This window comes from Vibrio plantisponsor, assembly GCF_013041605.1.
GTDB classification, from domain to species: domain Bacteria; phylum Pseudomonadota; class Gammaproteobacteria; order Enterobacterales; family Vibrionaceae; genus Vibrio; species Vibrio plantisponsor.
In genome coordinates, this window is record NZ_JABEQC010000008.1 from 20,239 (window position 1) to 41,610 (window position 21,372).

General features: G+C 44.8%; 18 protein-coding genes. 7 read left to right on the plus strand and 11 right to left on the minus strand.

Features of this window, described 5'->3' with window-relative positions:
- Positions 1–13: 13 nt before the first annotated feature.
- Positions 14–307, minus strand: a complete 294-nt coding sequence (gene trpR / locus HKI82_RS12285; RefSeq protein ID WP_042484238.1) for a trp operon repressor — start codon at positions 305–307, stop codon at positions 14–16.
- A gap of 55 nt (positions 308–362) precedes the next feature.
- Entirely contained in the window at positions 363–2,306 is a 1,944-nt protein-coding gene (gene sltY / locus HKI82_RS12290) for a murein transglycosylase (RefSeq protein ID WP_102941074.1), read from the minus strand.
- Between the two features lie 263 nt (positions 2,307–2,569).
- Here sltY and ettA point away from each other — a divergent pair, with 263 nt between their 5' ends.
- A complete protein-coding gene (gene ettA / locus HKI82_RS12295; protein ID WP_102941073.1) occupies positions 2,570–4,237 on the plus strand; it encodes an energy-dependent translational throttle protein EttA in 1,668 nt (555 codons plus the stop codon).
- A 109-nt stretch (positions 4,238–4,346) separates the two neighbouring features.
- Positions 4,347–4,721, plus strand: coding sequence for a PilZ domain-containing protein (locus tag HKI82_RS12300; protein ID WP_102941072.1), 375 nt, complete (start codon positions 4,347–4,349; stop codon positions 4,719–4,721).
- Positions 4,722–4,801: 80 nt separating this feature from the next.
- On the opposite strand, the gene tyrA is transcribed toward HKI82_RS12300, so the two are convergent.
- Positions 4,802–5,938, minus strand: coding sequence for a bifunctional chorismate mutase/prephenate dehydrogenase (tyrA, locus tag HKI82_RS12305; RefSeq protein WP_102941071.1), 1,137 nt, complete (start codon positions 5,936–5,938; stop codon positions 4,802–4,804).
- Between the two features lie 12 nt (positions 5,939–5,950).
- Positions 5,951–7,024 (minus strand): 3-deoxy-7-phosphoheptulonate synthase, encoded by a 1,074-nt coding sequence (locus HKI82_RS12310; protein WP_171138193.1) that lies wholly within the window; start codon positions 7,022–7,024, stop codon positions 5,951–5,953.
- A gap of 243 nt (positions 7,025–7,267) precedes the next feature.
- On the opposite strand from HKI82_RS12310, the gene HKI82_RS12315 reads away from it, so the two are divergent.
- Both HKI82_RS12315 and btsR read left to right on the plus strand, forming a co-directional pair.
- Positions 7,268–8,944, plus strand: coding sequence for a sensor histidine kinase (locus HKI82_RS12315; RefSeq protein ID WP_102954164.1), 1,677 nt, complete (start codon positions 7,268–7,270; stop codon positions 8,942–8,944).
- 26 nt (positions 8,945–8,970) lie between these two features.
- Positions 8,971–9,687 carry a two-component system response regulator BtsR gene (btsR, locus tag HKI82_RS12320; RefSeq protein ID WP_171138194.1) on the plus strand — a complete coding sequence of 239 codons (717 nt, stop codon included), beginning with the start codon at positions 8,971–8,973 and terminating at the stop codon, positions 9,685–9,687.
- Between the two features lie 48 nt (positions 9,688–9,735).
- On the opposite strand, the gene nagZ is transcribed toward btsR, so the two are convergent.
- A complete protein-coding gene (nagZ, locus tag HKI82_RS12325) occupies positions 9,736–10,725 on the minus strand; it encodes a beta-N-acetylhexosaminidase (RefSeq protein ID WP_171138195.1) in 990 nt (329 codons plus the stop codon).
- Positions 10,726–10,824: 99 nt separating this feature from the next.
- On the opposite strand from nagZ, the gene HKI82_RS12330 reads away from it, so the two are divergent.
- Complete coding sequence (locus HKI82_RS12330; RefSeq protein ID WP_171138196.1) at positions 10,825–11,937, plus strand: anhydro-N-acetylmuramic acid kinase; 1,113 nt, start codon at positions 10,825–10,827, stop codon at positions 11,935–11,937.
- A gap of 62 nt (positions 11,938–11,999) precedes the next feature.
- The gene (locus tag HKI82_RS12335; protein WP_102941065.1) at positions 12,000–12,323 is read left to right on the plus strand and encodes an N-acetylmuramic acid 6-phosphate etherase family protein; all 324 of its coding nucleotides are present in this window, start codon (positions 12,000–12,002) and stop codon (positions 12,321–12,323) included.
- Between the two features lie 69 nt (positions 12,324–12,392).
- Here HKI82_RS12335 and HKI82_RS12340 read toward each other — a convergent pair whose 3' ends face one another.
- Both HKI82_RS12340 and HKI82_RS12345 read right to left on the minus strand, forming a co-directional pair.
- Entirely contained in the window at positions 12,393–14,183 is a 1,791-nt protein-coding gene (locus HKI82_RS12340; RefSeq protein ID WP_171138197.1) for a cation:proton antiporter, read from the minus strand.
- A gap of 60 nt (positions 14,184–14,243) precedes the next feature.
- A complete protein-coding gene (locus tag HKI82_RS12345; protein WP_102954160.1) occupies positions 14,244–14,585 on the minus strand; it encodes a DUF2799 domain-containing protein in 342 nt (113 codons plus the stop codon).
- Positions 14,586–14,853: 268 nt separating this feature from the next.
- Between HKI82_RS12345 and HKI82_RS12350 the strand changes: the two genes are divergently transcribed.
- Complete coding sequence (locus tag HKI82_RS12350; RefSeq protein ID WP_102954159.1) at positions 14,854–16,338, plus strand: carbon starvation CstA family protein; 1,485 nt, start codon at positions 14,854–14,856, stop codon at positions 16,336–16,338.
- 88 nt (positions 16,339–16,426) lie between these two features.
- Here the strand turns inward: HKI82_RS12350 and ispH are convergent, their stop codons facing one another.
- From ispH to ileS, 4 genes are all read right to left on the minus strand, one after another.
- Complete coding sequence (ispH, locus tag HKI82_RS12355; protein WP_171138198.1) at positions 16,427–17,389, minus strand: 4-hydroxy-3-methylbut-2-enyl diphosphate reductase; 963 nt, start codon at positions 17,387–17,389, stop codon at positions 16,427–16,429.
- Positions 17,390–17,411: 22 nt separating this feature from the next.
- Positions 17,412–17,843, minus strand: coding sequence for an FKBP-type peptidyl-prolyl cis-trans isomerase (fkpB, locus tag HKI82_RS12360; protein ID WP_042484279.1), 432 nt, complete (start codon positions 17,841–17,843; stop codon positions 17,412–17,414).
- A 143-nt stretch (positions 17,844–17,986) separates the two neighbouring features.
- Complete coding sequence (gene lspA, locus HKI82_RS12365; RefSeq protein WP_102941060.1) at positions 17,987–18,493, minus strand: signal peptidase II; 507 nt, start codon at positions 18,491–18,493, stop codon at positions 17,987–17,989.
- 14 nt (positions 18,494–18,507) lie between these two features.
- Entirely contained in the window at positions 18,508–21,369 is a 2,862-nt protein-coding gene (gene ileS / locus HKI82_RS12370; RefSeq protein WP_171138199.1) for an isoleucine--tRNA ligase, read from the minus strand.
- Positions 21,370–21,372 lie beyond the last annotated feature (3 nt).

A 21,372-nucleotide genomic window follows, 5' to 3' on the forward strand; every position in this document is an offset into this window, starting at 1 on the left:
CTGTGAAGAACAGTTATTTGAGAATCAACTTACTTAAGGTCTCTTTTTCTTGTTCTGAGCGAGACTTGAGTTCATTCGAACCTCGGGTGATGGTTGCGATACCAACACCGAGCATCTGACTTACTTGACGCTGTGACATCTCACCTTTGAGCAGTTCACAGAATATATTTACTCGGGCAACGAGTGCTTCCCTTTCATCCGGCGTCATTAACATGGTCAAGAGCATCTCATGCTGATCGTTATCTGCAGCTTGTTTAACTAAATCAATCAATTGAGACCAATCGCTGTATTCAGGTTGTTGAGACATAACTGTACTCGTTAAGTGATACACCCTCGTTATTCTAGTGATACCCCGAAGATAATCAATATTTTGTCTTCAACTCATTCTCATTGAGAAAATCACCTTGCTGTCCCATCAAATCGCGGTAATAGGTTTCAAACATCAAAATGTTTTGCACATAGCCACGAGTTTCACTAAATGGGATCGCCTCAATAAAAGCATAGGCATCAAGCTTACCCTGAGTTTGTTCTCGCCATCGGTTCACCCGTTGTGGTCCTGCGTTATAGGCTGCAAATGCAAAGATCCGGTTATTATCATATTGCTCGAGCAATCCGTTGAGATAGTGGCTGCCGATTTCAATATTCTTGCCGACTTCATACAGATCATCTGCGCCACTGTAAGTGAGTTGGTATTTTTTAGCCGTGTATTTTGCGGTCGCAGGCATGATTTGCATAATGCCGCGAGCACCGACCGGTGAACGAGCCTCTGAGTCCATTGCACTTTCTTGTCGCGCTAACGACATCAACATAATCGGGTCTATGCCATGTTTGTTGCCATAAAAATTAAACCACCATTGGTGAGCAACAGGGAAACGAAGCTGCAAGTTATCCCATAAACTGGCCGAAATCGAAGCCGTAACCGTCAAATGGTGCCAATTCTGACGTGAAGCATAAGCGGCCAGCATCTCTTTCTCGCTTTGATTCACTTTATCAAGTAACCAGTTCCACTCGCTTTTTGCCGCGGCAATTTTATCTCGCTCAATCAGCTCTTGAATACGAACTAAACTTTTTTGATAAGGCTTAACCTGATTGAAATCGAACTCCACCGTACTTTTCGGGTAGCGAATCGATTGTTTTACAATCTTCGCTGCTGCAACACTGTAAAAATTACGCTGTCCGACCAATGCAAACAAGCGCTGCATCCCTTGTTCAGTATGACCATTTTCTATTTCGCTTCGGCCTAACCAATACTGCCAACGCTGAGATTTTATCTCTTCTTCAGGTAAGCGGTTTATCCAGAACAATACTTGCGTCCAATCCGCCTTGCGCAGTGCCAAACGGATTCGAGATTCTGTGAGAGTTACGTTATCGCCCATCGCGATCACTTTATCTCTCCAACGAATCAGCTTTTCATCTTCAGCGTCCATCAAACGTAAAGCAATGAACTGCTCAATTTGCGCTTTCTGCTGAGATGTCCACGCAGGTCTTTTGGTCACTTTGTCGACTAAAGCCTGAGCTTTCTCACTGTCAGCACGAGCAAGTTTTTCCAGCGCGAACTGAGCCTGTTCAACCGACATAGGATCACTGTATTTTTGTGCAAAACTGACCACGGTTTCTGGCTTATCATAAAGAGCCAGCATGGCTTTGCCTTTATCCTTGTACTGACTGCTGCTGAGCTTTTTCGATAGGTAAACCAATAACCCTCGATTTCGTCCGTCAAACGCTAACAACATGCGCTTGAAAACCAGCTCATCGGTTAGTTCTCCAGATTTTTCCCAAGCTTTGAATAGCGGATCACAAGCGTCTGAAATACTTGCACCACTCATCCAGAGCTTTTTCGCTCCGCCAAACGCTTTTTCACGCTTACCAACTTGCAAATGTGCGTTGTAATAGTGGCACTGGTAGGTTTCACCATTCGGCTCTGAAGTCTGAAATTGCAGTAACGTACTCCACTTCTTTTGCTCAGCTAAAGCATCAAGATAAGGGGCACTAATACGGCCAGAGAATGGAAAATCTTTATGCCCATCAATAAAAACTCTGACGGTGATGGGTGGCTTATCACCAATATCAATGAGAAACGCTCGATAATCTAAATACGGAGTCAGCGGATAACTCGCGAGTTTTGGTCTCGCCTTTTCGAACTTTGAAACATTCTTATCGTCCAACCACTCCTGAGCTTGATCATATAAATCACGCTGAGCATTAAGGTCGATAGAGTCGGAAAACGCTGTGCCGCTAAACAATGAACTGAATGCAATCATTGACAACAAAATACGAGACGGCTTTGAGGAATGCAGGGGCGCCATGAACTCTAATCCTTTACTGAGTGCTACTTACGTTCCATTACGCTAATTCTAGTGGCAAATGTAAAGGGGCGGGATGTAAAGTTGATGTGAATAATGTGACAAAAATAATAATTCACTAATATATGCATTCGCACACTGAATATTTAGCGCTCTATTCACCTGAATATCGAATAACAAAGGTCAACAGCCCCTAGTAACAAATGCGATAACTTTGGTATAGAATAGCGACTTTATTCTGAACGATAGATTAGGAACAATCGGCAATGGCTGAATACGTATATACCATGTCGCGGGTGAGCAAAATCGTCCCGCCTAAGCGTCAAATTCTAAAAGACATCTCTCTAAGTTTCTTCCCAGGTGCCAAAATTGGTGTTTTAGGTCTAAACGGTGCGGGTAAATCTACCCTACTACGTATCATGGCCGGTATTGATAAAGACATCGATGGCGAAGCACGTCCACAACCAGGTCTTAAAGTAGGTTACCTGCCTCAGGAGCCTGTCCTTGACGAATCTAAAACGGTACGTGAAGTAGTTGAAGAAGCAGTTGCAGATGTGGCTGGTGCTTTAACTCGTCTAGACGAAGTTTACGCAGCTTACGCGGAAGAAGATGCAGATTTCGATGCGCTTGCGAAAGAGCAAGGTGAACTGGAAGCCCTGATTCAAGCTAAAGATGGTCACAATCTGGAGAACGCTTTAGAGCGTGCTGCAAACGCACTTCGTCTACCGGACTGGAATGCAAAAATTGCTGTACTTTCTGGTGGTGAACGTCGTCGTGTTGCTATCTGCCGTCTGCTTCTTGAAAAACCAGACATGCTGCTACTTGACGAACCAACCAACCACTTAGACGCAGAGTCAGTAGCTTGGTTAGAGCGCTTCCTTGTGGATTACACAGGGACAGTAGTGGCTATCACGCACGACCGTTACTTCCTAGATAACGCAGCGGGATGGATTCTGGAACTTGACCGTGGTGAAGGTATTCCATGGCAAGGTAACTACACCTCTTGGCTAGAGCAAAAAGATGAGCGTCTAAAGCAAGAATCTTCTCAAGAGAGTGCTCGTCAGAAAACTATCGAGAAAGAACTGGAATGGGTACGTAAGAACCCTAAAGGTCGTCAGGCGAAATCTAAAGCTCGTATGGCTCGTTTTGAAGAACTTCAAAGCGGCGAACACCAGAAGCGTAACGAAACTAACGAACTGTTCATCCCACCAGGTGAGCGTTTAGGTGATAAAGTTCTTGAAGTTCGCAACCTGACGAAATCTTTTGATGATCGCGTACTGATCGATAACCTGTCTTTCAGCATGCCGAAAGGTGCAATCGTCGGTATCATCGGTGCTAACGGTGCGGGTAAATCTACCCTATTCAAGATGTTAAGCGGTGTTGAGAAGCCAGATTCAGGTGAAATTGAATTGGGTACAACGGTTAAACTGGCGTCTGTTGATCAGTTCCGTGACAGCATGAACGACAAAAACACTGTGTTCCAAGAGATTTCTGAAGGCGCAGATATTATTAAGATCAACAACTTCGAGATCCCTGCTCGTGCTTACTGTTCTCGCTTCAACTTCAAAGGCGTTGATCAACAGAAAGTAATTGGCGAATTGTCTGGTGGTGAGCGTAACCGTGTTCACTTAGCAAAACTGCTAAAAGCTGGCGGTAACGTACTGTTACTCGACGAACCAACCAACGACCTAGACGTTGAAACGCTACGTGCTCTTGAAGAAGCGCTACTAGAGTTCCCAGGTTGTGCGATGGTTATCTCGCACGACCGTTGGTTCCTAGACCGTATTGCAACGCATATTCTGGATTACCGTGATGAAGGCCAAGTGAACTTCTATGAAGGTAACTACACCGAATACATGGATTGGTTGAAGCAAACACTTGGCGCACAAGCTGCAGAACCACACCGTATTAAATACAAACGTATTTCTAAGTAACTGCTAAATGATTCAAGGCCGCTTTTATAGCGGCCTTTTTAATCTATGTATCTGTTTAATAGCCTAACCTTTGCTATGCTTTTGAATATGCTTAACGAGAGATACATTTATGATTGAACGCCGACGTTTTTCACGCATCATCTATCAAGCACCTGCTACGCTCACTCAAGGCGATTACCAGCTGGCCACTTGCATTCAAGATTTATCATTAAAAGGGCTTTTGCTGTGGGCGGTTGATGAACCTGAACTGGATAAAAACAGCATCGTCGACGTGGCTTTCACACTCCCCGATAGCGAGATCACCATCAATCTCTCCGCAACACTTATCATGCAAAATGAACGTATATTGCATCTCAAAATAGACCATATCGATATCGAAAGTATTGGCCACTTACGCCGTCTGGTTGAACTCAATGTCGGCAGTGATGAACTACTGCATCGCGAGCTGGAACACTTAGTGGATTTAGCAGACTACGCTGAGTAACAAGAGTTTAAGTTTCATTAACACCAACAAAAAAGCGCTAACCAACAGGCAGCGCTTTTTAGGTATTAGTGGTTATCACTTTAACTTGAATGAGGGCGATGAATTGAATCGTTCGCTTGTTTCAAAAGATTCTGGCTTTCCGTCATAAACTGCTGAGAGTAATCGCCAAACCACTCACTCACCTGTTCGAAACTTGCTACGAATCCAGCCTTATCACGGCTTTCAATCAGACTAACCGCCTCACCAAAACTACGCTGGAAACGCTGGATCATCTCAATGTTCTCATCAGACGACAGAATGATATCTCCGTACAGATTTGGGTCCTGACCAAACAAGCGTCCAACCATAGCCAGTTCAAGACGATAAATTGGCGAGCTCAGTTTCAGCAGTTGAGCAATATTGGGTTTGACTTTCGATAAGTGGTAACCGTAAGCAAACGACGTAAAGTGACGCAGTGCCTGAATCAGAGTCATACCATGATCATGCTCTTCAGCATCAATATTGCACAGACTCGCGCCCCAAATAGAGAACTGCTTTAACAACCATTCATACTGCTCTTTACCACGTCCATCACAATGAACAATCACCTGTTTCGCCAAGCTCGGTACATCAGGACCAAACATTGGGTGTAAACCAACCACTGGGCCTTTGTGCACAGCCATCATCGCTTTTAGAGGCTTAGACTTGATCGACGTTAAATCACACAGAATGCAGTCTTCAGGCAGATTATTAAGCTTCTCAATTACACCAATGGTTTTGTGAATTGGCACAGTGACCACGACAAGACCTGCATCTTTCAGTATTTCATCTGCGTTGTCCCAATCTTGACTGCCAAGCACTTTCACTTGGTAGCCAGAGAGTTTGAACATGCGGCCAAACAAGCCGCCTAGCTGACCTTTACCACCAATAATAACCACTGAACGTAGTTCCGGATTCAAACACTTAAATCCGGAATCTTTTTCACTAGCATAAGATTCACGCATGGTGCGACGAAGAATATCTTCAATTAATTGCGGTGGTACACCTTTTTTCTCAGCTTCTTCACGACGGGAAGCTAACATTGCCGCTTCGCGATCTGGAGCATAAATAGGAAGGCCGTGTTGGCTTTTCACTTCACCGACCTTTTCCACTAATGCCAGCCGACGAGCAAGCAGCTCTACCATCTGCTTATCAACCGCATCAATTTGATCACGCAATTCATTCAATTCAACAGCCATGGTTTATCCTTTTTATCCTTTCAGGCGGTTCTCGAGAAACGGAGCCAGCTCTTTGTGAGCCTTACGCAATAGTGCCTCAGTTGTATCCCAATTAATACATGCGTCTGTAATAGAAACGCCGTACTTCATCTCACAAATTGGCAGATCCGAAGACTGGTTACCTTCATTAATGTGGCTTTCGATCATCAAGCCAATAATTGAGCGGTTACCTTCACGAATTTGATGGATGGCGTCTTCGGCTACCAGCGGCTGACGGCGGTAATCTTTGCGTGAGTTGGCGTGGCTACAGTCGATCATCAGAGCCGCATCTAGGCCCACTTTAGCTAAATCTTCTTCACACTCAGCCACCGACACTGAATCGTAGTTGGTTTGCTTACCGCCACGCAGAATCACGTGACCATTACCATTACCTTGAGTTGTCAACAGTGCCACTTGTCCTTCACGGTTGATCCCCATGAAGCGGTGGCTTGATGATGCAGCTTGCATCGCGTTAATTGCGGTAGAAAGGCTGCCATCGGTACCATTTTTAAAACCGATCGGCATTGAAAGACCACTCGCCATTTCGCGGTGAGTTTGAGATTCCGTGGTACGCGCACCAATTGCAGCCCAGCTAAAGGTATCCGCTAGGTATTGAGGGCTGATAGGATCAAGCGCTTCTGTCGCCAGAGGGATATTAATTTCCGCCAGATCCACCAGCAGCTCACGCCCCACATGCAAACCATGTTCAATATCGAAAGTGCCATCCAGATGCGGATCGTTAATCAAGCCTTTCCAGCCAACCGTAGTACGAGGTTTTTCAAAGTAAACACGCATCACAATGTAAAGCTGATCTTTCAGCTCTTCTGACAGGGTTTTCAAACGCTTGGCGTACTCTTTTGCTGCTTCAACATCATGGATAGAACAAGGTCCACAAACTACAAGTAAGCGGTGATCGCGTTTATGAATAATATCTGCGATAGTCTGACGAGATTCACGGATGAAACGACGGCTATCATCACTTAAAGGTAATTTCGCTTTTAGCGCGTCTGGTGTGATCAATACCTGTTCATCAATAATATTGATATCACTTAATTCACTTTTCTTCATCTCATCACCTGTATTAAAAAATTTACACTAAACTTATACACTGAAGCTCAAACTCAATAGAACACAACTTATCAGGCTATAAAAAGATTTCAAGTGTAAATTTATAAAAACACACATGTATAAAAATATTTACACAAATATAAATATAAGCTTTAAGTCACTGAATGCGATTAAATCGTGTTTTATTGTCGATAACTTTCATAAAATACCCTCATTCTTCAACATTTGCTTGCTGGCTGAACTATGGATTTGATCCTTTCTTTATTACAACAGATGTGTGTCTACTTAGTTTTAGCTTACATGTTGAGTAAGACACCGCTATTTCTCCCGCTGCTTAATATTTCCAGCCGTCTTGATCATAAATTAAGTGTCTATACCCTGTTTTCACTGTTCTGCATCATGGGAACCTATTTCGGTCTGCAAATTGATGATGCCATAGCCAATACTCGCGCAATCGGCGCAGTAATGGGTGGTCTATTCGGTGGTCCTGTGGTTGGTTTCTTCGTTGGCCTAACAGGCGGCATTCACCGCTACACTCTAGGCGGGTTTACCGATTTAGCCTGTGCTATTTCCACAACGGCGGAAGGTCTCATCGGCGGGTTACTGCACACTTACCTGCTCAGAAACAGTAAAGGGCGACTGGTTTTCAGCCCTAGTATCGTTTTTGCTGTCACTCTGTTTGCCGAAATTGTTCAAATGCTGCTGATTTTACTTGTAGCTAAACCGTTTGATGAAGCGTACGACCTTGTCTCCACCATTGCAGCGCCGATGATCATTGCCAACTCAGTAGGTGCAGCGCTGTTTATGAGTATTCTGCAAGACAGAAAAACCATATTTGAAGAGTATTCGGCGACCTTTTCTCGTCGTGCTTTAAACATCGCTGAACGCTCTGTCGGTATTCTTGCTCAAGGCTTTAACCCTAAAAATGCAGACAAAATTGCCCGCATCGTTTACGAACTCACTAACGTTGGCGCAGTCTCCATTACCGATAGAGAAAAAATTCTCGCTTTCGTTGGCATTGGCGATGATCACCACAAACCCAATACTCCGATATCTTCTCAAAGTACGCTTGATGCGATTTCAGGAAACGCCATTATCTATCTCGATGGCAAAGAGCAGCCTTACCAATGTTCGTTATCACCAACCTGTAAGCTAGGATCTGCGTTAATTATTCCACTGAGAGCAGGTGACAGAGTGATTGGCACCATTAAGCTGTACGAACCGAAGCGCAAGCTGTTTTCGACTATCAATATGTCGATGGCACAAGGTATTGCTCAGTTACTTTCCAGTCAGATTCTGTATGGCGAGTATCAGCAGAAACAAATCCTGCTCTCAAGAGCTGAGATTAAGCTGTTACAAGCTCAGATTAACCCTCACTTTCTGTTTAACGCTCTCAATACCATTAGTGCCGTTATCCGCAGAGATCCGACAAAAGCACGCGAATTAATTCAGCACCTATCGCAGTTTTTCCGCAGTAACTTGAAGCAGAATATCGAAACCGTGACACTCCGCGACGAGATCGCTCATGTCAACGCATACCTGACGATAGAAAAAGCCCGTTTCAGTGACCGCCTCGATGTTGAGATCGATATCGATAACTCATTATTGGAACGTAATGTGCCGACTTTCACCTTACAACCTTTGGTGGAGAACGCGATCAAACATGGTACGTCCAATCTGCTTGAAGATGGCAAAGTTCGTATATACAGCGAACCAGTGGAAAGCGGCTACCGAGTAGTGGTTGAGGACAATGCTGGCAGCTATCAACCACCAAGTGATGATCATGATGGGCTGGGTATGCAGATAGTGGCGAAACGGCTAACCAATAAATTCGGTGACAACTCCGCACTGAAAATCGAAGTTGAACCGGGCCAATACACACGAATGAGCTTCCTCATTCCTAATCTAGAAAATTCTTAATTTAGAAAAGAAGTAAGGGTTTAGAAATGCTTTCAGCACTTGTGATTGACGACGAACTATTCGCGCGTGAAGAACTGATGGAATTGCTTGAAGAAAGTGGCGAAATCAACGTAATTGGCCAAGCGAACAACGCGATTGAAGGTCTTAAAAAAATAAACCAACTCAAACCCGATGTTGTCTTTCTCGATATTCAAATGCCACAGATCACTGGTATTGAAATGTTGAGCATGCTCGATCCAGAAACCATGCCCAAGGTTGTGTTTGTCACCGCCTATGACCAATATGCGTTACAGGCATTTGAAGACAATGCGTTTGACTACTTACTTAAACCGATTGAAATTGCGCGCTTGAATAAGACCATCCAACGCCTACAGCGTAGCACAACACAGAAACAGGACTACTCTTCGATTGCGCCAACTATGCTCGACCAAGTACCTTGTATCGGTTTGAACCGTATTATGATCATTCCTACCACAGAGGTGGAATACGCGTTTACTGATATCAGCGGCGTACATGTTCAAACCCATAACCAAAGAGCCACCAGCCAGCTTACGCTTAAGGTTCTGGAAGAGAAAACTCAGCTTCTGCGCTGTCATCGCCAGTATTTAATTAATCTCAAAGCGATTAAAGAGATAAAGCTGCTTGAAAATGGTTTAGCGGAAATAATTACCCGTTCAGAACATAAAGTACCGGTCAGCCGTCGCTACCTGAAAGAACTGAAAGAAAAACTCGGATTTCATTAAAAAAGGCTCCTTATGGAGCCTTTTTTTGCCGCACTTATCGCATGCAAATTAGCTGTGCTGTTCTATGATTCGTTGCATCGCCGAAACCGCTTGTTTCCACTCCTGCATCGCTTTTAAGTCTTGATAGCTAAAGTTTTGCTTCTTCAGTAACTGATGTGCTTGAGGAACGTCAACAATCGCCAAATTGTCCAGCACTTCAACCGCAGCTTCACGCTTATTGCACATCAGAATCATGTCACACCCTGCATCCAGCGCTTGTTGTGAACGCTCTGCTGGCGATCCCATGATTGCCGCGCCTTCCATGCTTAAATCGTCAGAGAAGACAATGCCTTTAAAGCCCATCTCTTGGCGCAATACCTTTTTCAACCAATAAGGAGAACCACTGGCAGGCTGATCATCAAAATGCGGGTAAATAACGTGAGCAGGCATCATAGCATCAAGAATATCTGCCTCAATCTGCGCTTTAAAAATCGAGATATCATCACTGATGACTTCACGCTCATCGTAAGGGGTTTCTAGATGAGAATCTGCAATCACCGCGCCATGGCCAGGAAAGTGTTTTCCTGTTGTTGCCATCCCTACCGACTTCATTCCCTGCATAAAGGCACTGCTGTATTTCAACACAGTCGAAACATCATCACCGAACGCACGGTTGCCAATTGCGCGACATTCAAAGCCTTTATCTAGTACCGGCGCAAAGCTCAAATCGACATCGTGAGAAATGAGCTCCGCAGCCATCAGCCATCCGCCTTGCTTTGCCAGCTCAACGCCGTTCTCACTCTTTGCATACAACTGAGCGGCAGGAATCTTACTAAAACCTTCGCGAAAACGCTGAACTCGGCCGCCTTCCTGATCAACACCAATCAAGATAGGACGCTTTGCCGCTTGGCGAATCGCTTTGTTTAACGCCAACAACTGTTGGTTATCATGATAATTGCGAGCAAACAATATGACGCCACCAACCGTAGGGTGCTGCAAAATCTCGCGATCTTCTGCGGTTAATTCATAGCCTTCCACATCAAGCCATAACGGTCCCATTATTTCTCCTAATTTCAAAATTTGTCACTGCGGGTGAGGTTATTCAGTTTATTTTTCAATTACAATGAGTTTGTTTAGATCTGACGGTGAGATTACATAATGAGTGAGCGTGAACTGTACATAGGAATTATGTCTGGAACGAGTCTGGATGGCGTGGATACCGCTTTGGTGGCGATACAAGACGATAAAATAGAACTCATCGACCACGATTTCTTTCCTTTTCCCTCTGAGCTCAAATCGCGCGTTTTGAATATTTGTATTGGTCAGGCAACCCATTTACCTGAAATTGGCGAGATCGATCATGAGCTTGGTCACCTGTTTGCTGATGCTGCATTGGCTCTGGTTGAGAAATCGAACATTGATAAACAACAGATTCGCGCCATTGGCAGCCATGGACAAACCGTTTTCCACCAGCCTAATGGAGCCAAGCCATTTACGATGCAACTCGCTGACAGCAACATCATCGCAGCTAAAACGGGCATTACCACCGTTGCCGATTTCAGACGTAAAGATATGGCATTAGGCGGTCAAGGAGCTCCTTTGGTTCCTGCTTTTCACCACACGATTTTCCAAGTCAAAGACTCCAGTGTTGTAGTACTCAACATTGGTGGCATCTCTAATATCTCGGTACTTAAACCTAACGGTGAAGTGGTTGGCTATGACACAGGTCCGGGCAACATGTTGATGGATGCTTGGTGCCAAGTGAACTGGAATGAGGGTTACGACAAAGACGCAACTAGAGCTAAACAAGGCAAAGTTCTACCTGAGTTGCTCTCACGTTTTTGTCACGAGCCCTATTTGTCTGAACCCGCTCCGAAAAGCACAGGGCGTGAGCTGTTTAACATGCCTTGGTTAGAGCAACATCTCCAAAACACCCATTACTCACCGGAAGACGTTCTTCGTACTTTGTGTGAATTTACCGCTGTGACTATCTGCGAAGAAGTGGCCAAGTTCGCGATTGGATCACAACCCGAGTTGTTAGTCTGTGGCGGCGGCGCACAAAACCCTCTGCTGATGGAAAGAATCCAATCTCTTCTGCCAAATTGGGGCGTTGCTCCAACGATTAGCAAAGGAGTAGACAGTGACTATATGGAAGCCATAGCCTTTGCTTGGCTTGCCCAGCGCAGAATGCATAATTTGCCAAGTAATTTGCCTGCAGTTACTGGTGCCTCTCGCCTTGCAAGCTTAGGCGTCGTATACTTTTCGAATTAATATTCGAACTCAAAAATAGCAGTAACCATCACGGCTTAAATTAGAGGTTATTGAGGTGATTCATGGCTAACGACGCACTTTTATCCGCGCTTTCTCATATTGTGTCAAAAGAACAAGAGCTCAATGATTTAGAGCAGCATTTTCAGTCTCCAAAACCTCACCACAAAGCTGAAAATGAACAAGAAAAATTAAAAAAACGTGCCGTGCGAATCGTCATGCAAGCCACAGACTGTGATACCCAAACCGCACAGTCATTGTTACAGGAATGCGGATATAGCGCCAAGGTAGCAATTTTGATGTTGCTGACGGGTGTTGATGCGGATCTGGCAAAAGAGAAGCTTTCTGAATCTGACGGTGTTCTGCACAAAGTAATCAAAGATCAGTAGCAACTTGCTACTCTGAAGAATCGAAAGCGAGCCTAATATTAGGCTCGCCTTTTATAGATGCTGTTCGTCCTAAGACTGGGCTTTAATCAGCGACACCACGGTTTCACCTTCTTTCGGCTCGAACGCATTGAGATCAGAGCAGATCTGCACTCTATTGCGAGCATCAACCAAGAAAAGCGGTAGCACATAACTCTCCTGATGTTTCTTCAAGTAATCATCATAAGTGAAGTTTTCGCTCAGTTTGGTGTGCTTGATCTCTCCACCCTGATTGATCAAACTTGCCAGTTTCTTATAGCTGACATCTGCACCCAGAAATGACAAACCATGGTACTCCTGCGCCACCACGTGTTTATCTTTGGTATTACCGTTGACCTTATCATGCAGGCAAAAAACGCGTTTCTCACCAAAGTCTGATAAGAACTGCATACACGCCATGATATTAAAGTGTTTATCTGGGCTGAGGGCGACCACATGCCCGATACCAATTAAGTTCAGATATTCATCGGCATGGCTTGAAATCGGATTGCCATAATAGTTCTCCAACCCTGCCATTCTCGCTTGGCGGATATAGTCCCAGTTCGAATCGGTGAGCACCACACGACAATCGTACTTCATGATCGCCAAGCCTAACTGACGAGCCACATCGTTCGCGCCAATGATAAGAAAACCTTTAGGCGCTGGTTCTGCCACTTGTAGTGCTAATGCCATTGGTCGTGCCGTAGCGCTTTGCAAAACGACAGTACCGATAATCACCATAAAGGTTAGCGGCACCAGCAGCTCGGCTTCAGTCATACCAATAGAACTCAGCTTAATGGCAAACAATGACGAAATAGACGCAGCTACAATGCCTCGCGGCGCTACCCATGCAAGAAAGAGTTTTTCCTTGAACGCTAAATTGCTGCGTAAAGTGGAAAGCATAATAGACACAGGTCGGGAGATAAGCTGCATAACAACAAACAGCAATAACGCACTCCAACCTAATGTCATAAAGTCACTCAATTGAATGCGCGCCGCCAACAAAATGAATAAACCTGTTATCAGTAAGATAGTCAGGTTCTCTTTAAAGTGCAGTATGTGGCGGATATTGACGTCTTTAGCATTGGCAAGCCACATGCCCATCACAGTCACTGTCAGTAAACCGGACTCGGATTCTATGTGATTTGAGAGCGCAAAAATTCCCAGTACCACGCTCAGAACACCAAAAGGTTGGAGATATTCCGGTAACAGCCCTTTGCGTAACACATAAGCGACTGCGGCTCCCGACAACACGCCAAACGCTAAGCCGACTGCGATGATAAGAGCAAAGACTTGCAGGCTATGAGCTTCACTGCTGGAGACAATAAATTCATACACCATCACGACAAACAATGCGCCTAGAGGGTCAATCAGAATGCCCTCCCAGCGCAGTATGTTCGACAACCTTGTATTTGGTCTTACCGTCCTGAGCAGCGGAACAATAACGGTAGGTCCAGTCACCACAGTCAAACTGCCGAATAGAAACGCGAGCGTCCAATCAAACCCAAGTAACAGATGAGCCGCAACGGAAGTGATAGCCCAAGAAATCACAGCCCCAATGGAAACAATGCTCCATACGGTGTTACTGACTCCGCGTATCTCTTTGAAGTTAAGCGTTAAACTACCTTCAAACAGAATAACGGCAACCGCTAACGAGACGAGTGGGAATAACAGTTCCCCCAACAATTGTTGAGGGATAAGAATGCCCGTGAGAGGACCTGCAATAATGCCAGCAAGTAGTAAAAATAAAATTGCTGGTAAACGTAAGCGCCAAGCTAACCACTGACAAAACAGACCAACAACGCCGACACTGGCAAACACTAATGCGAGTGATTCATCGTGCATAGTAGCACCTCAACATCCTGCAACTGACGAGTAATAAAAGGGGAAAGCAAAACATTTCAGTTAGTTATTGTACTCATTCCAGCCACGTTGCCATTCCATACGAAATCGCTGTGCTTGATCAGTTCCTTCACAAACACCTTCATAATACTGACCATTCACGCCAATCTGATAAGCGACGTTAGGATTGCAATACTCCGTGATGCCTTGCGAGTAGCCGTTTTCATAATCCGATTCTTGAACATCCCCAAGCTCTGACAATATTTTGTATGAACGCTGTGAATGTCCAACCATGCCATCTTGATAGCCGATTTGATACCAGTTGCCCTCTTTTGCCAATTCGCTGTCCGTTGCCGCACACCCCAAAAGCCCTAAAACCATTACCACTGTTATTGTTTTTTTCATTATTTACCTTCAACTTAGCTAATAATCTTTAGCTCTTTAGGTATACCACTGATTGTGCATTCTTTCCTGCTAAATCCTCAAATCCATCAACAGAACCGCTTACTTTCTCTGACTGCCACTGAACAATATCAGAGACCGCTTATTTACTTCAGAAACCACTTAATTCTCTATTCGACCACTCACTAGGAAAGCGAATGTTTCTAGCCTAGCAACCGTTTACTATGCAAATTGAGCTTATTTCATAATCCAATAACAAAGGACAATCGCTATGTTGTGGTTCCTAACTTGTGTAGCAGCACTGCTAGCTGGATATTTCATCTACGGTGCTATCGTAGAGAAAATCTTCGGCATCAACGAAAGCCGTAAAACTCCTGCCCATACAAAAGCTGACGGTGTCGACTACGTTCGCATGTCAACGCCTAAAGTTTACCTAGTTCAACTTCTTAACATCGCTGGTGTTGGCCCAATTTTCGGTCCAATCATGGGGGCTCTATACGGCCCTGCGGCAATGCTATGGATTGTTGTTGGCTGTATCTTTGCTGGTGCAGTTCACGATTACTTCTCAGGCATGCTATCGATTCGTAACGGTGGCGCATCTGTTCCAACAATGACAGGTCGTTACTTAGGCAATGGCGCAAAACACTTTATGAACATTTTTGCCATTGTTCTTCTATTGCTTGTTGGTGTGGTATTCGTATCAGCGCCTGCTGGCATGATTACTAACCTAATCAATGAACAAACTAGCCTGACTGTAAGCATGACAACTATGGTTGTAATCATTTTTGCTTACTACATCATCGCAACTATCGTTCCTGTTGATAAAATCATCGGCCGCTTCTACCCACTGTTTGGCGCACTGTTGATTTTCATGTCTGTTGGTCTGATCACAGCTATCGCATTCTCTAGCGAACACCAAATCCTAGGCGGCTTTGAACCAAGCGACATGTTCAGCAACCTGAACCCTAAAGATATGCCTTTGTGGCCAGCACTATTCATCACCATTGCTTGTGGTGCTATCTCTGGTTTCCACGCGACTCAGTCTCCACTAATGGCTCGTTGTATTGAGAATGAAACTAATGGTCGTTTCGTATTCTACGGAGCAATGATTGGTGAAGGTATCATCGCGCTAATCTGGTGTGCTATCGCTCTATCGTTCTTCGATTCACTTGAAGGTCTTCAAGCTGCAGTGGCTAACGGTGGTCCAGGTAACGTAGTTTACAGCGCTTCATTCGGTCTACTAGGTGTATTCGGTGGCATCATCGCATTCCTAGGTGTGGTTATCCTGCCAATCACTTCTGGTGACACTGCATTCCGTTCAAGCCGTCTGATCCTTGCTGAGTACTTCAACATGGAACAGAAAACAATGCGTAACCGTCTACTAATGGCTGTTCCACTATTCATTATCGGTGGCGTACTGACTCAAGTAGATTTCGGTATCATCTGGCGTTACTTCGGTTTTGCAAACCAAACAACAGCTGTAATGATGTTGTGGACTGCTTCTGCATACCTACTACGTCATAACAAGTTCCACTGGATTACAACGGTTCCAGCGGCATTCATGACTTCAGTTTGTATCACCTTTATCCTAAACAACGGTACGCTAGGCTTCGGTCAGTCAATGCAACTATCAACGATTGTTGGTGTTGTTGCGGCGCTAGCTATTACAGCTTACGTAATCAAAATCTCTAAAGGCAAAGGCGACACTGAGTTTGCTGACGAAGAGAAGCCAACAGGTGTGACTGAAACGGTTTAATCTGTATCAATAAAGTCTTATAGATACTAGAAGGGCTCCAATCGGAGCCCTTTTTCTTATTAACGTTTTGTATCAAGAAGATATGAAATTAATCAACCTGCTTGATTTGCAGTTCTTTTGGAACTTCGAAGAACATGTTCTCTTCGCGGCCTAGCACTTCTTCTACTGAGGCAGCGCCAAGTTCTTTAATGCGGTTAATAATTTGGTTCACTAACTCTTCAGGGGCTGACGCACCCGCCGTTACGCCCACTTTGCTCTTACCGTCGAACCATTCTGGACGTACATCTTCTGGGCAGTCAGTCAGATAGCCTGGTGTACCCAGTTTCTCTGCCAACTCTTTCAATCGCGTTGAGTTAGATGAGTTTTTAGAGCCGACCACAATCATCACGTCTACTTCACTTGCAAGGATACGTACGGCATCCTGACGGTTCTGTGTCGCGTAACAAATATCATCCTTACGCGGGCCTTGAATTTCAGGGAACACTTCGCGCAGTTTATCGATCACATCTGCCGTTTCATCCACAGACAAGGTGGTTTGGCTGACATAATGCAGATGACTTGGATCTTTTACTTTCTCTACCAGAGAAAGAACGTCATCTGGTTTTTCTACCAGATACATTCCGCCTTTATCGCTGGCGTATTGCCCCATAGTGCCTTCAACTTCAGGATGCCCAGCATGACCGATAAGCACCACTTCCATATGCTTGCGGCTTGCACGAGCCACTTCCATATGTACTTTAGTCACTAACGGACAGGTTGCATCGAAGACGGTTAAATCGCGTTCTTTCGCTTCCTGACGCACAGCTTGAGAAACACCATGAGCAGAGAAAATCACAATGTTGTTATCTGGAACTTCATGCAGTTCTTCGACAAAAACCGCTCCACGTTGTTTTAGCCCTTCAACCACAAAACGATTGTGTACGACTTCATGACGAACATAGATAGGTGGCTGATACATTTCTAATGCACGTTCTACAATGCTGATGGCACGATCAACACCAGCGCAGAAGCCGCGAGGGTTAGCTAACAGTATTTTCATGTTGTTGCTCATGGATGTATTAATAAGTAATCAGTTATTCAACAGACAAGATTTCGACATCAAAGATAACATCTTGTCCGGCTAGTGGGTGGTTAAAATCCACCGTCACGGAATCGCCGACAATCTCAGTGATGATCCCCGGAATTTCCATACCGTCAGGGCCACTAAACGCCATTATGGTACCCACTTCCACCTCAGTTTCACCGATAAATTTCGCTCGGTCCATATGGTGGATGTTGTCTGGGTTTGGCTGTCCAAAAGCATCTTCCGCAATCAATTCGATCGCTTGGCTTTGTCCCGCAGTCATTCCGATAAGGCATTTTTCAAAGTTTTCACTCAGGCTACCATCGCCAATCACAAACTTAGCTGGCTTGCCTAAATTGTGTGTACTGTCGGCCACAGAACCATCTTTTAATTTGATAGTAAAATGCAGAGTTACAGCAGAGTTCTGATTAATTGTTGTCACGTTGGGCTTCCTTTAGATTGTTCGAGATCTTTTTCGTCTCGTTTATTTCTTTTCTTAGAATTTAAAATATTGGCTGTTCTTCTAACAAAAAGCGCTCTCCGAATCAACGGACAGCGCTTAGGGTTATTAGGCTTTGATAGAGCTTACGCCGCTTTTTTACTGCTACGGAAACTATCTAAGATAATCATCGCAGCACCAATACAAATTGCGCTATCGGCTAAATTGAAGGCCGGCCAGTGGTAATTACCCCAGTAAAAATCAAGATAATCAACAACAAACCCGTGAACAACGCGGTCAAACACGTTACCCACAGCGCCACCAATAATCAGCGCATAAGCGATGTTATTCCATTTATCACTAACCGGTAGACGTCTCATCCAAAATGCGAGTAAACCTGTTACAACAAATGCAATTGCAGTAAAGAACCAACGCTGCCAGCCCGCTTGATCGCTCAAAAAGCTAAAAGCCGCGCCATAGTTATGAACATATAGCAGGTTGAAGAAGGGAAGAATCTCAATACGATTTTCCCAACCATAGCCCATGCTATTCATTACAACTAATTTAATGCCAATGTCTGCCACAAACACCAAGAGGGCCAGCCATAGCCAGCGCACTCCTGATTGTTTTAGCGTTAATGCTTGCTGTGTCATGTAAACGCCTTTGGTTATGCGAATTTACGAACTTCACCTTCGCCGTCAACGTTCGACACACAACGACCACAGATTTTCTCGTGAACAGCAATCGTGCCAACGTCTGCAGTATGGTGCCAACAACGGTCACACTTCTCTGCTTCAGTTTTACTTACTTGAACGAACAAGCCTTCGATCTCAGTTTCATGTGCAGCTTCTGTCTTCTCAGATACTGGTTTAACCGCCGCTTTAGAAGTCAGTAGTACGAAGCGAAGTTCATCTTCAAGCTTGTTGAGTTTCGCAGCTAGTGCGTCATCAGCAAACAGAGTCACTTCAGCTTGCAGTGAACCACCGATGGTTTTTTCGTTACGTGCATTTTCAAGCAGTTTGTTCACCGCACCACGGATTTCTTGGATTTTAGTCCAGAACTCGTTGTTAAGCTCTTCGCCTTCAGCAAGACCAAACAGACCTTGGTACCATTCGCCAGTGAACACAAACTTGCTGCGCTCTTCACCGTTTTCTTGCTTAGCTGGCATTTCGTTCCAGATTTCATCCGCTGTGAACGACATGATTGGCGCCATCCAACGAACCAAAGCTTCTACGATGTAGTAAAGCGCTGTTTGGCAGCTACGTTGAGCGTGGCCGCCTTTCTTCGCTGTATACTGACGGTCTTTAATCACGTCTAGGTAGAAAGAACCCATTTCCACAGAACAGAAATGCATTAGGCGTTGAACAACCGCGTGAGTGTTGTACTCATCGTATGCTTTCACAATTTCTTGTTGTGCAGCAAAGGCACGAGCCACAGCCCAACGATCCAGAGCAACCATATCTTCCGCTGCAACCATATCCGTTGCTGGATTGAAACCGTTTAGGTTAGCTAGGAAGAAACGAGCCGTGTTACGGATACGACGGTATGAGTCTGCACTACGTTTCAGGATTTCATCAGAAACCGCAACTTCACCAGTGTAGTCAGTTGAAGCAACCCATAGACGAAGAATGTCTGCACCAAGTTTATTGGTCACATCTTTAGGAGCAACCACGTTACCGATAGATTTAGACATCTTACGGCCTTGACCATCAACCACGAAACCGTGAGTTAATACTTCTTTATATGGAGCTTTGCCTTTCATCGCGATAGATGAAATTAGAGAAGACTGGAACCAGCCACGGTGTTGGTCAGAACCTTCTAGGTACATGTCCGCTTCCGCGCCGTTGAACTCTTCACGGTTATCAACTACTGCGTAGTGAGTAACACCAGAGTCAAACCATACGTCTAGCGTGTCTAATACTTTTTCGTATTTCTCAGCGTCCGCACCAAGCAGTTCAGCAGGTTCAACATCCCACCATGCTTGAATGCCTTTCTCTTCAACAAGTTTCGCAACTTTTTCAATCAGTTCAGCACTGTTTGGATGAAGTTCGGACGTTTCTTTATGAACGAACAGAGCAATTGGCACGCCCCAAGTACGTTGACGAGATACACACCATTCAGGACGGCCTTCGATCATACCTTCAATACGGCTTTGACCCCATTCAGGCATCCATTGAACGCTCTTGATTGATTTCAGAGCTTGTGCACGAAGACCCGCTTGATCCATTGAAACGAACCATTGTGGTGTTGCACGGAAGATGATTGGTGTTTTATGACGCCAGCAGTGTGGGTAGCTGTGCTCATAAGCGTGATGATGCAGTAAAGCGCCTTTCTCTTTTAGCAACTCAACAACAGCATCGTTTGCTTTAAATACGTGTTGGCCAGCAAAGAACTCAGTGTCTGGAAGGTAAACACCGTTTGAACCTACTGGGTTCGCTACTTCTAGACCGTATTTCTGACCAACGGCAAAGTCTTCTTGACCGTGTCCAGGTGCTGTGTGAACCACACCAGTACCTGAATCCGTTGTTACGTGATCACCAAGGATCGCAGGAACAGTGAAGTCATAGAATGGGTGTTGGAACTGAGCCAGTTCAAGGTCGCTACCTTTAGCAAAACCTAGATTATGGAAATGCTCGATACCCGCACGATCCATCACTTCTTTTGCTAGCTCAGAAGCAACAATAATACGCTCAGGCTGCTGTTCTTTTTCAGAATCGCCTTCTACTTGAATAAGAACGTACTCTAGATCGTCACGTAGACACACAGCGCGGTTCGCTGGAAGCGTCCATGGTGTTGTTGTCCAGATTACGATTGAAACATCACCTTCGCCAGCATGATCAGATTTCAGATCAAACTTAGACAGAAGTGTCGCTTCATCAGCCGCTTTGAAACGTACATCAATAGAAGGAGAAACTTTGTTTTTGTACTCAACTTCTGCTTCTGCCAGTGCTGAACCACAATCTGTACACCAGTGAACAGGTTTGAAACCTTTTAGTAAGTGGCCGTTGTCAGCAATTTTGCCTAGCGCACGGATGATGTTTGCTTCAGTTGCAAAATCCATAGTGCGGTACGGTTTGTCCCACTCACCAAGAATACCAAGACGTTTGAAGCCTTCTTTTTGGCCTTCAACTTGACCCGCAGCGTATTCGCGACATTTTTCGCGGAACTCAGCAGCAGTCACTTTTTGGCCTGGTTTGCCCACTTTCTTTTCGACCATCAACTCGATTGGTAGACCGTGACAGTCCCAACCCGGAATATATGGAGAGTCAAAACCAGAAAGCGTTTTAGATTTAATAATAATGTCTTTAAGAATCTTATTAAGTGCGTGACCAATGTGAATATCACCGTTGGCATATGGAGGGCCATCATGCAGGATGAAAGATTTTTTGCCTTTTTTAGCTTTACGGATTTCACCGTATAGATCTTCTTGGTACCAACGCTCTAACATTGCTGGCTCACGTTTGGCCAGATCACCGCGCATTGGGAACCCTGTCTCAGGTAAGTTCAGGGTATTTTTATAGTCACTCATCGA